Source organism: Pedobacter sp. ASV1-7 (assembly GCF_040203335.1).
Taxonomy (GTDB): domain Bacteria; phylum Bacteroidota; class Bacteroidia; order Sphingobacteriales; family Sphingobacteriaceae; genus Pedobacter.
This window is the reverse complement of sequence record NZ_JBEHBV010000005.1, coordinates 263965-280300: the sequence shown is the minus strand read 5'-3', so window position 1 is coordinate 280300 and position 16336 is coordinate 263965. Positions and strand designations below refer to the sequence as shown.

Annotated in this window: 11 protein-coding genes; 7 read left to right on the top strand and 4 right to left on the bottom strand. The window is 37.3% G+C overall.

The window, feature by feature from the left end:
- The first annotated feature begins 2 nt into the window (after positions 1-2).
- From ruvA to ABDJ41_RS13660, 7 genes are all read left to right on the top strand, one after another.
- Complete coding sequence (gene ruvA / locus ABDJ41_RS13690) at positions 3-587, top strand: Holliday junction branch migration protein RuvA (RefSeq protein ID WP_349786613.1); 585 nt, start codon at positions 3-5, stop codon at positions 585-587.
- Between the two features lie 9 nt (positions 588-596).
- Positions 597-7784: a T9SS outer membrane translocon Sov/SprA gene (sov, locus tag ABDJ41_RS13685; RefSeq protein WP_349786612.1), complete on the top strand. Its 7188-nt coding sequence runs from the start codon at positions 597-599 to the stop codon at positions 7782-7784.
- A 101-nt stretch (positions 7785-7885) separates the two neighbouring features.
- Positions 7886-8266, top strand: coding sequence for a glycine cleavage system protein GcvH (gene gcvH / locus ABDJ41_RS13680; protein WP_349786611.1), 381 nt, complete (start codon positions 7886-7888; stop codon positions 8264-8266).
- 3 nt (positions 8267-8269) lie between these two features.
- Positions 8270-8677 (top strand): VanZ family protein, encoded by a 408-nt coding sequence (locus ABDJ41_RS13675; protein WP_349786610.1) that lies wholly within the window; start codon positions 8270-8272, stop codon positions 8675-8677.
- A 274-nt stretch (positions 8678-8951) separates the two neighbouring features.
- Entirely contained in the window at positions 8952-9167 is a 216-nt protein-coding gene (locus ABDJ41_RS13670) for a FeoA family protein (protein ID WP_349786609.1), read from the top strand.
- 4 nt (positions 9168-9171) lie between these two features.
- Positions 9172-11289 carry a ferrous iron transport protein B gene (feoB, locus tag ABDJ41_RS13665; RefSeq protein ID WP_349786608.1) on the top strand — a complete coding sequence of 706 codons (2118 nt, stop codon included), beginning with the start codon at positions 9172-9174 and terminating at the stop codon, positions 11287-11289.
- 18 nt (positions 11290-11307) lie between these two features.
- Complete coding sequence (locus ABDJ41_RS13660; protein WP_349786607.1) at positions 11308-11925, top strand: SprT-like domain-containing protein; 618 nt, start codon at positions 11308-11310, stop codon at positions 11923-11925.
- 22 nt (positions 11926-11947) lie between these two features.
- Here the strand turns inward: ABDJ41_RS13660 and ABDJ41_RS13655 are convergent, their stop codons facing one another.
- Genes ABDJ41_RS13655 through tatC form a run of 4 tightly spaced genes read right to left on the bottom strand, consistent with a single transcriptional unit; the run spans position 11948 to position 16307 of the window.
- The gene (locus tag ABDJ41_RS13655) at positions 11948-13339 is read right to left on the bottom strand and encodes a LutB/LldF family L-lactate oxidation iron-sulfur protein (protein WP_349786606.1); all 1392 of its coding nucleotides are present in this window, start codon (positions 13337-13339) and stop codon (positions 11948-11950) included.
- A 27-nt stretch (positions 13340-13366) separates the two neighbouring features.
- Positions 13367-14941, bottom strand: coding sequence for a M28 family peptidase (locus ABDJ41_RS13650; RefSeq protein ID WP_349786605.1), 1575 nt, complete (start codon positions 14939-14941; stop codon positions 13367-13369).
- A gap of 10 nt (positions 14942-14951) precedes the next feature.
- Positions 14952-15389, bottom strand: a complete 438-nt coding sequence (gene rpiB / locus ABDJ41_RS13645) for a ribose 5-phosphate isomerase B (protein ID WP_349786604.1) — start codon at positions 15387-15389, stop codon at positions 14952-14954.
- Between the two features lie 24 nt (positions 15390-15413).
- The gene (tatC, locus tag ABDJ41_RS13640; protein WP_349786603.1) at positions 15414-16307 is read right to left on the bottom strand and encodes a twin-arginine translocase subunit TatC; all 894 of its coding nucleotides are present in this window, start codon (positions 16305-16307) and stop codon (positions 15414-15416) included.
- Positions 16308-16336: the final 29 nt, after the last annotated feature.

Genomic DNA, 16336 nt, shown 5'->3' with positions numbered 1-16336 from the left:
TTATGTTTGAATATATTGATGGTAAACTAGCGTTTAAATGTCCTACCTATATTGTTGTGGAGGCAGGCGGAGTCGGCTATCATCTGAATATATCTTTAAATACTTATAGCAGTCTTCCAAACTCGGAAAGGTGTAAAATTTATACCTGGCTGCACGTAAAAGAAGATGCGCATACCCTTTATGGCTTTGCTGATGAAGGGGAGCGCAGGCTTTTTTTGCATTTAATTTCTGTGTCCGGGATAGGACCAAACACTGGAAGAATGATGTTATCATCCATTACTCCAGTTGAAATTCAAACAGCAATTGTAAATGCGGACCTCCCTCTGATCCAAAGAATTAAGGGGATAGGAGCGAAGACTGCTCAACGGTTGGTACTTGAATTACAAGATAAATTGAAAAAAGAAGGCTCGGGATCATTAATTTCGGCACCTTTAAATAATACGGTTCGAGAAGAAGCATTATCGGCATTAATGATGCTCGGTTTTGTGAAACTTGCTTCCGAAAAAGCAATAGACAAAGCAGTGAAAGATGGTGGTCAGGATTTGTCTGTTGAACAAATGATAAAAATAGCATTGAAGAATTTATAAAAATAGCCATTGAAAACTCTATTAACGCTATTTCTCTTCCTGATAGTAGGTTTTGGAGCGCAGCGAACATTTTCGCAGGTTAGCCCCAAAAAAGTAATACAGGATACGTCCCGGAATTCTTTCGGCCTGAAAGAGAAGCAAAGACTTGGTATAAGATCTATGTCGAGCCCTTTTTATCCATTGCCTGAAAATGTGCAGAGAAAAGTGGAATATGACGCATTAAATAAAAGATACAACATACAGGAATATATTGGTGATAAGCCTTTTGGGCCACCTCAGTATTTAACAGTTGAGGAATACCTGCGTTTGGTAAATAGTGAAATTAAACGTGAAAACTGGCGCTCCTTTTCTGACCAGGAGGTAAGTGAAGTTAGAAGAACTGGTATTATTCCAAGTTTAAAGATCAATAGTAAATCATTTGAACGCATATTCGGCGGGAGTACAATCGATATTCAACCACGGGGTGAAGCTGAACTTACTTTTCTAGGCAGGATCAATAAAAATGAAAATCCGATGTTCAACGAGCGTCAAAGGGTTCAGGGGAACTTCGATTTTAATCAACGTATCCAAATGGATGTGATTGGTAATATCGGTTCAAAGTTGAAAATCAATATGAACTATAACACTGAAGCTCAATTTGATTTTGAGAATCAGGTGAAGCTTGATTATACAGGTGGTGAGGATGATATTATACAAAAAATAGAAGCAGGTAATGTTAGTTTACCTTTAAATACCACACTGATAAATGGTACACAAGCATTATTCGGTGTCAAAACACAATTGAAATTTGGCCGATTGAATGTGGCAACTGTTTTTACTCAGCAAAAATCTCAATCTCGTCAGATTCAGATTAATAATGGCGGACAGCAAAACGAATTTCGGTTTAGTGCAGACAATTACGAAGCGAATAAACACTTTTTCCTGGCTCAATATTTCAGGGATAATTACAACAAATCGCAAAATAACCCACCTACAATTACTTCTGGGGTGTTAATTACAAAGATTGAAGTCTGGATTACAAATAAGGCAGGTAGTACACAGGATTCCAGGGATGTATTAGGCTTTATGGATTTAGGTGAGAATAAGCCATATAATCCTGTACTTGTTGGCGGGAGATCTGTACTCCCTTCGGGTTTTACAAACCCGGTATTTCCAAGAAGCTCCAATGACCTTCTTGAAAAAATTCCAGTTGACTCACGTAATACCAATTCTAATTCCATTATTAATTATTTCGATGATAAGGGGAAAACTGATAACTATGCTAAGTTAACTTATGCAAGAAAGCTGGCAGATAGAGAGTATACTTTTCATCCTCAATTAGGATATATTTCATTAAACAACGGCTTAAATAGTGATGAAGTTCTTACAGTAGCTTTTAGGTATACATTTAATGGCGTAGAATATCAGGTAGGTGAATTTGCAACTGACGTACCATTTGATCCGTCAACTCCAAAGGTATTATATACCAAACTATTAAAAAACGAAACAATAAAAACCAATTTGCCAACCTGGAGCCTGATGATGAAGAATATTTATTCTATCGGTGGGTATCAAATCAGTCAGCAAAACTTTAAACTCGACATTTTAAGAATTGATGAAAAAACAGGTGTTGAAAAGCCGTTAATACAGGAAGGTGAAAAACTGGATGCAGAGCGTAGACCACTTAATGGGAAACAATGGATTCAGGTAACAGGACTGGATAGGTTAAATCAACAAAAAGAACGTAAGCCTGATGGAGTATTTGATTTTGAAGTGGAGAACAAACCATTCGGATCTAGTCCAAATAGTGGACAAAATTCGTCATTTAATAACGGTAGTAACAACAGTTCTACTACAAATAGTCAGATTAACTTTTCGACCAATACGATTAATGGTTATATCACTATTGATCCATTAAATGGCAGGATGATCTTTCCACTTATTGAACCATTTGGTGATGACCTGGCAGATCAGTTTTTGCCATCAGAACAAGTACTGATTGACAAGTATTCTTTTAGAGCTTTGTATGACTCGACTAAGGTCGTTGCACAGCAATTGTTTAGCAATCAGAATCGTTATGTAATTAAAGGGACATATCAATCGGAGATTTCCTCAGAATTTAGTTTGAACTCTATTAATGTACCAGAAGGTTCTGTAAAAGTTTTTGCAGGTACGATTCCTTTACAGGAGGGAGCAGATTTTACAGTAGACTATCAAGGTGGCAGGGTGCGGATTATTAATCCGGCATTATTAACATCCGGACAGCCAATCAGGATATCTACTGAAAATAATGAATTGTTTGGATTACAGCAGCGTTCTTTATTTGGTACGAGGCTCGACTATAAAATGAACAATAAGTTGAACCTTGGAGGTACTTTCATGAACCTTACGGAGAAGCCACTTACCCCGAAAGTTAATATTGGTGAAGAACCTATATCAAACACCATGTGGGGACTAGATATGAACTATAGTTCTCCATCAAGGTTTTTAACAAAGATGGTTGATAAGCTGCCGTTTATATCTACAAAAGCGCCATCGAATATTACATTCGCAGCTGAGTTTGCCCAGTTAATTCCCGGACATCCAAGTGCATTGAATTTTGGTGGTAAAAAAGGAGGAGTAAGTTATCTCGATGATTTCGAAGCCTCTAGATCTGTGATTGATTTGAAGAGTGCGATTGCCTGGCAGTTATCCGGAACACCGCAACTTTTTCCTGAAGCAGATCGAATTGATGACCTAAGTTATGGTTTTAACCGTGCCAGGATTGCTTTTTATAATATAGATCCTATATTTTACAATAGAAACTCTGGAGATATTCCTTCCAGTTTACGGAACAATGTAACCGAGAGGTCTAATCACTATGTACGAGAGATTATTGAGCAGGAAGTATTTCCTTTTAAAGAGACAAGCACAGGACAAGCCATTACTTTGCCAACTTTGGATGTTGCTTTTTATCCGACTATACGAGGACCATATAACTATTCCACTACTGGTTTTAATGCTAATGGGACACTAACAAATCCTAAATCCAGATGGGGTGGTTTGTTCAGAAGAATTGAAACTACAGATTTTCAGGCATTGAATATTGAATATATTGAGCTTTGGGTAATGGATCCGAATATTTATAAACCCAATTCTGCAGGTGGTGATCTATACTTTAATCTTGGTAACATTTCTGAAGACATTTTAAAGGATGGGCGTAAATCGTTGGAAAATGGTTTACCTGCTAATGGAGATCCAAATGCTTATGATGAAACAAATTGGGGTAGAGTACCCAAATTACAACCAGTAATACAAGCATTTGATAATGACCCGTCAGCAAGAAAGGCTCAGGATGTGGGGTTGGACGGTTTGTCTAATGCTGACGAGAAAGTGAAATTTGGTCAATTGATAGACCAGATCAAAGCTCAGCTTAATCCAGATGCAGCAGCAGAACTTGATAATGACCCTTCTTCTGATGATTACATGTATTTTAGAGGTAGACAACAAGATCAGGCAAATGCAGGTATTTTGAAACGCTACCAACGCTTTAATGGTCCTGAAGGGAATTCTAAAACTTCGCAACAATCGCAGGAGGATTTTGGAGTAGATAATTCAGCTTCTACTTCATTGCCTGATGGCGAAGACATCAACAGGGATAATAACATGACGCAAAGTGATGAGTATTTCCAATATAAGGTTTCTATGCGTCCTGGTGATTTAATGGTTGGACAGAACTTTGTAACTGATAAAGTAACATCGCAGGTTAAGTTGGCAAATGGACAGACACAACCAGTAACCTGGTATCAGATAAGAATTCCTTTAGCGCAGTATCAGCAAAAGGTTGGAAACATACAGGATTTTAAATCGATTCGTTTCGTAAGGATGTTCTTAACTAATTATGCCGATACAACGGTATTGAGATTTGGGAAAATACAATTGGTAAGAGGTGAATGGAGACAATATAATTCGGCTAATGAAGCTTCACAAGTTATTCTTGATCCGAGTTTACAAAATCTTGGACCAGACAATTCAACGATAGAAATATCGACTGTAAATATTGAGGAAAATGGTAAAAGAACCCCTATCCCATATGTGGTACCCCCAGGTATTGAAAGGGAACGTGATTTTAGTAACTACCGCGGCGATACGAGACAGAATGAACAATCTCTTGCTGTTACTGTAAAGAACCTGCGTGATGGCTATGGCAGAGCTACATTTAAAACTGCTTTGAATGATTTCAGATCGTATAAGCATCTGGAGATGTTTATCCACATGGAAGCACTCGGAAATGCTGTTCTTAATGATTATGATTTAAATGCTTTTTTGAGAATTGGTACCGATAATCAGGATAACTATTATGAATATTCACAACCCTTAAAAGTAACGCGTCCTGGAACAAGTGACCCTTATTCAATATGGCCTGATCAGAATAAAATGGATATTTCCCTGGAATTGTTTCAACAGGCTAAATTAGCCAGAAATAAGGCTCTTGATGTTGATGGGCTACCTTGGAACATCAGCAAACCATTTAAATATGAGGTAAACGGGAAAACCATTATTGTAAAGGGGCAACCTGATATGAGTAAGGTGAGAGTGTATATGTTAGGCGTAATCAATCCTTATAGAAATGTTGCAACGGGTACATCAGATGATGGTCTGGATAAAAGCGCGCAGGTATGGTTTAATGAAATGCGCCTGACAGAATTTGATGAACGTGGTGGTTGGGCGGCAACTGCAAGGATGAATGCACAACTGGCAGATTTTGCTGATATAAACGTATCGGGCAGTAAATCGACCATAGGTTTTGGTTCTTTGGAGAAGAGAGTAAGTGAAAGAAACCGTGCAGATAATGTGTTCTTTGATATTTCTTCGAGCATGGAATTGGGTAAGTTCTTCCCTCAGAAAACGGGGATTAAGATTCCTATGTTTGTTAGCTATTCGAGCCAGGTAAGTACTCCTCAGTACGATCCGAAGACACCAGATATTGAATTAAAGAATGCATTGGATAATGCTTCGAAATCTGAGAAAAAGGCAATTCTGGAATATGCTCAGGATTATACTACAAGAAACAGTATCAACTTTACCAATGTACGTAAAGAGCGAACGAATCCGGAGAAGAAACCACAGGTATGGGACGTTGAAAACTTTAATGTGAGCTATGCGTATACCAAACTTGCACATCGCGATTTTATCAATGAAAGAAATACACAGGAGACTTATAGAGGGTCGTTGGCCTATAATTATTCCGGACAATCTAAAACAGTAGAGCCCTTTGCTAAAATCATCAAATCGAATACCTTAGCGCTTTTACGGGATTTTAACATAAATCTGGTACCTAATGCATTAAATTTCAGAATCGATGTAGATCGTTATTATTCGGAAAACAGGTTAAGAAATAATGATCCGAATAATTCTATTCCAATTAATACTACGTTTAATAAGAACTTCCTGGTTACACGAGTTTATGGTATATCATGGAGTTTGACAAAGTCGCTGACACTGGATTTTGATGCAACAAATTATTCAATCATTGACGAGCCAGATGGTAAAATTGAGGGTTTGAAAAGGGATACTTTGTGGCAGAATTTAAAGCGTCTGGGCAGAACAACCGATTATAACCACAATATGAACATTACCTATACTTTACCCTTCAATAAAATTCCGGGTATGGATTGGGTAACTGTTGCGACCAGGTATGGCACTAATTTTAATTGGCAAACTGAGCCGTTATCGACGCTTAGAGATCCATTAATTGATCTGGGGAACACAATTCAAAATTCAAAAACTGTACAAGTAAACCCTACGTTGAATCTGGCGGGGTTATATAATAAGTTTGGTTTTGTAAGACGAGCGAATGCAGGTGGAGATAATGCAGCTAAAGGTTCGTTCTTTATAGGCCTTTTAACAGGTCTTAAAAATGTAAATGCTGCATTTACGCAAACTAAAGGGACATTTTTGCCGGGGTATATGCCAAGGGTTAGTTATTTTGGTCTGGATGAAGTTACAGGAGCTCCTGGGCTTGGGTTTGTTTTTGGTAGTCAACGTGACATCAGAGAAATGGCCTTAAATCACGGGTGGATTACCAGAGATACTTTACAAACCCAACTTTACATTAATACACTTAGAGAAGATTTAAGCTTAACTGGTTTAATTGAGCCTATTAAAGATTTGAGTATTACACTAACTGCAAATAAAAATAGAACATTAAATTATTCTAGCAATTTCAGGTTTGACAGATCAACTCAGAGCTTTGAAAATTTGAGTCCTTTTACGACCGGAGATTATAGTGTTTCGTTCATTTCAATTGGGACAGCATTTTCTGAAAAACATGGTAGTAGTTTTTCTAAGTTGTTTAATCAGTTTATGTTGAACAGACAAGTGATTTCACGACGTCTTGGTTCACAAAACAACAATTCGAGAGGTTTCAATTCTGCTGGTTATGCAGATGGTTATGACAAGAATTCTCAGGATGTTGTTGTATCCGCTTTCCTTGCTGCCTATACAGGAAAAAGTGCTTCATCTAGTAGCTTGAATTCTCTTCCTAAAATTCCATTGCCAAACTGGAGATTAAATTATAGAGGATTAACTCAGATTGGTTTTCTGAAAGAAAGGTTTAGCTCTATTGATTTAAGGCATTCTTACCGATCAGTATACAGTATCAATGGATTTAATTCATTGATTAGATATCAGGAGACGAATGGGGCTGTGAGTAGCCGAGATGAAAATGATAATTTCTTGCCGGTGTATCAATATGCACAGGTTACAATTGCAGAACAGTTTTCTCCGCTTATTGGCATTGATACCCGATTGAAAAATAATATGACTGCCAATTTTGAAATTGGTAGAACGAGAATGCTGGGACTTAGCTTAGCTAATAGTCAACTGGCTCAATTATCAGAAAATAATATGGTTTTTGGTTTAGGCTATCGTACTGCTAAATTCAGATTCCCATTCGGACTATTTAAAGAGCTAAAGATGGATAATAACATGGACTTTAAGTTAGATGTTGCAGTCCGAGATAATAAAACAGTTATTTACAGAGCTGATGTTGATGAAGCCGAGGTTTCGTCCGGGGCTAAAAATATTACGTTGAGACCTAGTGTTGATTATATTTTGAACCAACGATTTAACGTAAGGGTGTTTTATGATTCTAATGTCACTAAACCTTATACTTCACAAACCTTTAATACTTCGTTCAGCAATTTTGGTTTTAGCTTAAGGATTACACTGAATTAGAGAAGATTTGTTTTAAATGAGCGGATTTAATTACCTTTGAAGGGAATAGGGGAGTTTGTCCCTTTTTCAATTATAAAATATTGCAACTAACAAATAAAAAAATGAATTTTCCATCAGAATTAAAGTACACTAAAGACCACGAATGGGTTAGAGTTGAAGGTAACGAGGCATATGTTGGCATTACAGATTTTGCACAACGCGAGTTAGGGGACATCGTATACATCGACATTAATACTGTAGGTGATGAGGTTAGTCAGGATGATGTGTTTGGTACAGTTGAGGCTGTTAAAACTGTTTCAGATTTATTTATGCCCTTAACTGGTACTGTAAGCGAATTTAATGCATCATTAAATGATAATCCTGAATTAGTTAATACTGACCCTTATGGTGCTGGATGGATGGTTAAAGTGACTTTAACAGATGCATCACAAGCTGAAGGTTTATTAACTGCGGATGCTTATAAAGCACTTGTAGGAGCTTAGTAAATGGGCATTTTTGGGCAGTTAAAATACCAGATTTGGGCCGTGTTATGGGCCATTGTAGTTGTTATTCTTTGCTGTGTGAAGATGCCTTCAGGTGGTGGGGGTGGTTTCTTTTTTCAGGGCTTTGACAAGTTTGTCCACATGGGCTTCTTTTATGTCCTGACTATCCTTTTGTTTTACGGTAAGATTAACCATCAGCACAATTACAGCTTTAGTTCATTAACAATTTTTAAGATCATCATTTACACAGCTGCTTTAGGAGCTGGAATAGAATTGTTACAATGGAAGTTCTTTAGCTACAGGTCTGCCGAATGGTGGGATTTTGGCTGTGATATGATCGGTGTATTTATGGGTGTTTTTAGCTATGTATTACTTCACAAATCAAATTATAATGAAAAGACTGATCGTTAAACTATTCTTGTTGTTAGTGATTTGTTTTTTAGGAAGTTGTACAGTTTTTAAAGGTGGATGTAAATGTCCAAAAGTGAGCTATAACGCATATCCAAAACATTAATAGTCTAATTTGATAACCCAATGTTTGGGTAACAATAAAATGACTAAATAAAGACGGTGTATGGAGAGAGTCCTGCATCGTCTTATTTGTAATTATTATAAATTAAGTCTAAATTGCGCCTTATCTGCTAAGAGGCGAGCGCCCATGCAGGATATACAAACCTTAAAATAGATGAAACTTTCGCAGCTTAATCCCGGAGACAAAGGAACTATTGTAGCATTTACAGATCAGGAAATGTCTGTAAAGTTAATGGAAATGGGCTGCTTGCCCGGCGAAGTTGTAGAAGTTGAGCGATTCGCGCCATTAGGTTGCCCGATCGCAATCCGGGTATCTGGATATCAACTTTGTTTACGTAAAAGCGAAGCATCTGTTATTATAATTCAATAGTGATTTGAGAAAAGATATTAAAATTGCCTTAGTTGGTAATCCTAATACCGGAAAATCTACACTTTTTAATCTCCTTACTGGGTTAAATCAAAAAATTGGGAACTTTCCGGGTATTACAGTAGATAAAAAAGTTGGTTACTGTAAATTGCCAGATGGCAAACATGCAGAGGTTGTTGATTTACCTGGTACTTATAGTTTATATCCGAAAAGTCGCGATGAAAGTATCGTTTTTCAGGTATTGGCAGATAAAAATAATTCAAGCCATCCTGATGTAGTAGTTTTGGTTGCGGATGTTACAAACTTACGTAGGAACTTACTGCTTTACTCACAAGTAGCAGATTTAAAAATTCCTGTTGTATTAGCATTGAATATGGCCGATATGGCCAAAAAGCAGGGTGTTGAGGTTGATGTTGACAAGCTTTCAGAAAGATTGGGAGTTCAGATCGTATCTATATCGGCAAGAAGTAATTCTGGACTGGACCAGTTAAAGGAAGCAATTAATAACACCACGAAAATAGCTACTCAAACAGAAGGTACTGATATTTATACATTGGCTCCTGAAGCTATAGAAAAAGCTAAATCAGTTGTTAAAACTGATAATAATTATTTCGCATTGCAGGTGTTGCATCAATACGAAACACTTGATTGCTTTTCTAAAGCTGATAAACTCTTATTAGCTGAAATTGGAAAGGAGCATGATTTTGATTCTTCAAAACTTCAGGCTGCTGAAACTGTTGCACGTTACCGTTTTTTAGGTAGTATATTAAGTGGAATTGTACAAGATACCGGAGCTGCAAGAAAGTTCAATTTTAGTGATAAAATTGATAAGGTTTTAACGAATCGCATCTGGGGATTTGTTATTTTCCTGGGCATATTATTCTTTATTTTCAATGCTATTTTCTCCTGGTCTGCATATCCGATGGAGTTGATTGAAAATTCATTTACATGGCTTACAGAGTATGGACATGCGCATTTGCCCGAAGGCATTTTAACCAATTTGTTATTAGATGGGGTGGTTGCGGGACTCGGTGGAGTAGTTATATTTATACCTCAGATTGCTATTCTTTTTGCTTTTATATCCATTCTTGAAGATACAGGATATATGGCAAGGGTTACTTTCATGATGGATAAGATCATGAGAAAGTTCGGTTTAAGCGGAAAATCTGTAGTACCTATGATCAGTAGTTTAGCTTGTGCCGTACCATCCATCATGAGTGCGAGAAACATTGAAAGCTGGAAAGACAGGATCATTACGATCATGGTAGCTCCTTTGGTAAGTTGTTCTGCCAGGTTGCCTGTATATACTTTATTGATTGGATTAGTGGTGCCTGAAAAAATGATATGGGGCTTTATTAATCTGCAAGGTTTAACACTAATGGGTATGTATGTAGTTAGTATTGTAGCTGCTATACTTGTTGCTTTAGTGATGAGCTTCTTAATTAAAGCTAAAGAGAAATCTTACTTTATTATGGAAATGCCAGTGTATCAGATGCCAAGATGGAACAATGTATTGTTTACCATGTACGAGAAGTCGAAAACTTTTGTTGTGGAAGCAGGTAAGGTGATCATTGCTATTTCTATTATTCTTTGGGTAATGGCTAGTTATGGCCCTTCAGATCGTTTTGAACAGATTGATAAGAAATATGCGGCAATAGAAGCCCAAAAAGATAGTGTGCAAATCAGCACGCTTGAAAGAGATAAATCTGCAGAGAAACTTAAAAATTCTTATGCAGGTATATTGGGACATGCAATTGAACCTGCGATTAAGCCATTAGGCTTTGACTGGAAGATTGGAATAGCTCTGATTACGTCATTTGCAGCCCGTGAGGCCTTCGTTGGAACCATGGCGACCATTTATAGTGTAGAGGGGGGAGATGAGAATGTGACAAGTATAAGAGATAAAATGAGGGAGGCTAAATTTGCAGATACAGGTTTACCGGTATTTACTTTTGCTACTTCATTCTCGTTGATGTTATTTTATGCTTTTGCTATGCAATGTATGAGCACTGTTGCTGTAGTTTACAGGGAAACAAAATCATGGCGCTGGCCAGGCATTCAGTTGGTTTATATGACAGCTCTTGCTTATTTTGCAAGTTTAATCGCTTATCAGCTTTTAAAGTAAATTGGTTATATTGTGATTGTGGAAAAGGAAAACATTTTATCACAATATATGCCCGTATCGGCCGCGCCGATTATAGCCAAATGGATTGATTATTTTCAGTGTGAATTTAAAATAAGCAAAGGCAGAGCTACAAAACTTGGTGATTACAGACATCCTTATAAAGGAGCAGGACATAAGATTTCAGTAAACAACAACCTCAATTGTTACGCTTTTTTGGTAACTACCGTCCATGAGTTTGCGCATCTTTTGACCTGGAACGATCATAAGAATAAAGTAAAACCACATGGTGAAGAATGGAAATACAATTTCAAAAGAATGATGGTCCCCTTTTTGGAGCAAAGTGTTTTTCCAGAAGATGTTAAAAAAGCTATTGTCAGTTATTTAAATAATCCTACTGCGGCAAGTTGTACAGACTTAAAGCTTTCAAGGGCTTTAAAAAAGTATGATGAAGTAAAGGAAGATATCCCAAGACTTGAGGAGTTGCCTTTACATGCTGTGTTTACAATTAAGGATGGAAGACAGTTTAAAAAGGGAGAAAAATTAAGAAAAAGGTATCGTTGTACCTGTTTAAATAACGGGCACATTTATCTGTTTAATCCCCTTGCAGAAGTTATTGTTGAAGCGACGGGTACCTGATAAATAATCAGAAAAAAAGATGTTAAGCGTCTTTTGATTCCTTATTCTTTTCCTCGTATAGTTTTGCAAATGATTTTGGTGCAACCTCTGGCATTTCACGATATTTACCCCAAACCTTTTTGAAGAAAAATTTAAGAAAGAAGTTCTTTGCTTTTCCACCAAATGAATCCATTCTAGATCTTTTCAGCATGCCTGTCTTCCAGATCTTCCAGCCAATTTCTTCGGCTTTTGTATTTTGATGTGTTGCTGCAGCATCTCTTCTGTTTAAGAGCAACATTTTGTGGATGTCTATTTTAACGGGACAGACTTCTGAACATTTCCCACATAGACTAGAAGCATAGCTTAGATGTTTAAACTCCTTCATGCCCTTTAAATGTGGTGTAATGATAGAACCAATAGGGCCACTATAGGTAGTATTATAGGTATGTCCACCAATATTCTTATAAACCGGGCATGCATTTAAGCAGGCACCGCATCTGATACAATATAAGCCTTGACGCTGATCTTTCTGAGCCAATAGATTGGTCCTGCCGTTATCTAAAAGGATAACATACATTTCTTCAGGTCCGTCAGTTTCCTCCCCACGTCTCGGGCCACTTAAAATGGTATTGTATACCGTTAAGTTTTGTCCGGTACCATGACTGGCAAGAAGTGGCCAGAAAAGGTCTAAATCTGTCATAGAAGGAATAATTTTCTCAATACCAACTATTGCAATATGAATCTTAGGAAAAGTCGTGCAAAGCCTTGCATTGCCTTCATTTTCTGTCAACGCAATACTTCCGGTATCGGCGATCAGAAAATTACCACCACTTATGCCTATATCGGCTTTCAAATATTTTTCTCTTAAAAGCTCTCGGGCTTTTTGAGTTAGTTGTTCAGGAGTATAATCTAAAGGTGTTCCGAATTTTTCATGGAAAAGTTTGGCAATATCCTCTTTATTTAAGTGCATTGCGGGAGTAACAATATGATAGGGGTGTTGTCCCAGCAATTGAACAATGTATTCGCCCAGATCACTTTCCAATGATTCTATACCGTGTTTTTCCAGGAATTCATTGAGGTGGATCTCCTCGGTTGTCATAGATTTTGACTTGATAACCGTTTTACCTCCGTTTTTATTGATAATGTTAAGGATTTCTTTCTGAGCTTCGGCAGTATTATTTGCCCAGATTACTTTTCCGCCACGACGTTGAAAGTTAGATTCAAACTCAGGGAGGAATTTGTCCAGGTTTTCCATGACCCTCCATTTGATCACATGGGCTTTCTTTTTAGAATTCTCCAGGTTTTCAAATTTGGACAAGCCTCGTTCAACAGCAGTATTGTATTTGCCTATATTGTAGTTAATAGTTTTACGATGCCCTAAATCAAAGGCTTTTTCATCAGCCTTCACCAAAAATTCCTCAGATACCTTCATCATCCTTCAAATATAAAAATAAAAAAGTCTTTATTTTTTTATAGTACCGTCTTCATTTTTATCAACCACAGGTCTTTTTGCTGCATTTGCCAATTCCCAGGCTGTGAAATAAACAAGCTTTGATCTTTTAGCAAGCATAGGGAAATCAATCTTACTGATTTCATCTCCCGGTTGGTGATAATCTTCGTGTACACCGTTAAAGTAAAAAATTACAGGAATGCCATGTTTCGCGAAATTGTAATGATCAGAACGGTAATAAAAACGATTCGGATCCGTACGGTTGTTGTACTTCTCATCCAGATTCATTTTTATATAATCCTGATTTGCCTTTTTGCTTATACGGTGAAGGTCAGAGCTTAGCATATTAGAACCAATAATATACACGAAATTATTGTCTGCTGCATGTGCTTCATCCCCGCGACCTATCATGTCAATATTTAGGTTTGTAATGGTGTTTTTTAAAGGGAAGACAGGATTTTCCGAATACCAATCAGAGCCCCATAAGCCTCTTTCTTCTCCGGTTACTGTCATAAATAAGATACTTCTTTTAGGACCTTTACCTGCCTTCTTGGCCTTCATAAATGCTTCAGCAATCATCATTACTCCTGTAGTGCCGGAACCATCGTCGTCAGCACCATTGTTAACTTTATCACCAGTCTCAGCACCAGTCAGCCCGATGTGATCATAATGAGCTGTGATCACCAATACTTCGTTTTTAAGCTTAGGGTCTGAACCTTCCAAAAATCCTAAAACATTATCAGCCTTAACCTTAGTTTCTGTTGGCATTGCACTGGCGCTAATCGTTGCAGTAAGCTCTATGGATGCTGGCTTACGATTAGCATCAATTTTATTTTTAAGCTCGTCAATGGTTTTATTCACTGATTTTAGCAATTGATTTGCAACTTGTTTGCTGATGTAGATAACAGGGATTCCTTGATCTTTTATTTTACGTTCTTTGTGCTCCTGATTATTTAATACCATTGGTTGATACTCCAGCATTCTTTTAGTTCCGCTATCCATAGCCCCAATCTTGGGTTCTACAACCAATATCGCTTTAGGGTTTTCTTTAGATAGCTGCATAATCCTATAAGAAGCTGCACTATAGGTAGAGATCGCTTTAGGGACATCATCACCAAGTATCATGACTACCTTACCGGTTACATTGAATCCATGAAAGTCATTATAGGCCTCAGCATTCAGACCATATCCCGCAAATAATATATTATTTGCATTAAAAGTATAACCTTTAGTTATCGAAGTTCTAATATTATAGAAATCTGTAATTGGTTCAGCAGGTTGCCCTTCAATTGTAAGAATCTGGTCGTTCCCCATTTTTACGATACCAACTGGTTGAAAATATTCCCCATTAACAGGTCCTTTCAAGCCAATTTCTTTAAAAAAGTTTTTAATGTAATCTGCAGCCATCCAACCACCTTTTACACCAGTACCTCTCCCTTCATATTCATCAGAAGCGAGTACAGATAAGTGTTTGTAAGCATTGTCTTTAGTGATCGTTTGACTAAATTTAATGGCATCTTTGTTTTGTGCCACTGCTGTGCAGCCTAATAATAATACGAGACTGGTGTATAGAAAAGACCTTTTCATAATCTTGGTTTTAGCAAGACATTTTACCAACTCTTCCGGCATGTCTACCTCCTTCAAAAGCAGTATTCAGGAAGGTTGTAACCATTTCTTTAGCCAGATCTTCAGATACAAATCTCTCCGGAATACAAATAATATTGGCATTGTTGTGCAATCTAGCTAGTTCAGCAATTTCTTTCTGCCAGCAAATTGCCGCACGGATCCCTTGATGTTTGTTCGCTGTTATGGCAACACCATTTGCGCTACCGCAGACTAAAACTCCAAAATTAAAGACTCCACTTTCTACAGCATTGGCAACCGGGTGTGCAAAATCAGGGTAATCGACAGAGTCAGGACTAAAAGTACCAAAGTCCTTTACCTCATGATCATTTAAAAATGATTTTAGTAGTTCTTTATATTTAAATCCGGCATGATCTGAGCCAATAGCAATTTTAAATTTGGTTGTTGACATTTTCTTATGAATAAATGGTTAGTATTATGTTTTTTTTACTCTGGCGACACCGTATAGTTCTTTGTTCCGTTTGCGCTCTATATTTGCTGATATAAAAATACTTACCTCGTACAATATAAATAGCGGAAAAGCAACGACCACCATCGTCAGCACATCTGCAGTAGGTGTAATTACAGCTGCAACGATTAGAATAATTACGGCTGCATACCTTCTGGTGGAACGCATGAAAGCAGGAGTCATGATTCCAAATTTAGATAAGATAAAGATCACTACAGGCAACTGAAAAATCACACCCGAACCTATAGTTAATGTAGCAACAGAAGAAAGGTAAGATGTTATGGTAAACGTATTCTGAATATCTGGACTTACTGTAAAGTTGGTCAGGAAGTTCACAGATAATGGACATACAATGTAATAACCAAACAGAATCCCAATAAAGAAAAGGGTGGAAGCGAAAACAACAAAACTGCTAGCCGATTTACGCTCATTATCATGTAGTGCAGGTTTAATAAATAGCCAAAGTTCGAATAATATATAAGGTATTCCCAACATAATACCAACCATTACACAGGCATTAATTTGAAGGGTAAACTGCCCAGCCATCTCTGTATTGATAATTTTTGCATCAATGTGAGTAATGCAGAAATCCGACCCAAACAAAGTTGGCCAGGTTGCTACCATTTTGCACATCATTCTATATGTCCAGAAATCAGGGTTTTTAGGCCCCATTATAAGGGTGTTAAAAATGAAGTCAGAAAACCAGAAAGCACCGATTGTAATCAGTACAATTACCAACAGTGATCGTAGTAAATGCTTTCTAAGTACGTCTATATGGTCAAAAAAGGACATTTCTGCCTCTAAAGTTTTTCCCTTTTCTTTTATGGCCCCAATCAGGTCACGCTTTTTATGCTCACTCATGTACGTTATTTGTAAAACAAAAATACCAT

Excerpts from the sequence above, each read along its gene's own strand:
- ruvA (WP_349786613.1), top strand. The coding sequence starts at position 3 with ATGTTTGAATATATTGATGGTAAACTAGCGTTTAAATGTCCTACCTAT.
- gcvH (WP_349786611.1), top strand. The coding sequence starts at position 7,886 with ATGAATTTTCCATCAGAATTAAAGTACACTAAAGACCACGAATGGGTT.
- ABDJ41_RS13675 (WP_349786610.1), top strand. The coding sequence starts at position 8,270 with ATGGGCATTTTTGGGCAGTTAAAATACCAGATTTGGGCCGTGTTATGG.
- ABDJ41_RS13670 (WP_349786609.1), top strand. The coding sequence starts at position 8,952 with ATGAAACTTTCGCAGCTTAATCCCGGAGACAAAGGAACTATTGTAGCA.
- ABDJ41_RS13655 (WP_349786606.1), bottom strand. The coding sequence starts at position 13,339 with ATGATGAAGGTATCTGAGGAATTTTTGGTGAAGGCTGATGAAAAAGCC.
- ABDJ41_RS13650 (WP_349786605.1), bottom strand. The coding sequence starts at position 14,941 with ATGAAAAGGTCTTTTCTATACACCAGTCTCGTATTATTATTAGGCTGC.
- rpiB (WP_349786604.1), bottom strand. The coding sequence starts at position 15,389 with ATGTCAACAACCAAATTTAAAATTGCTATTGGCTCAGATCATGCCGGA.
- tatC (WP_349786603.1), bottom strand. The coding sequence starts at position 16,307 with ATGAGTGAGCATAAAAAGCGTGACCTGATTGGGGCCATAAAAGAAAAG.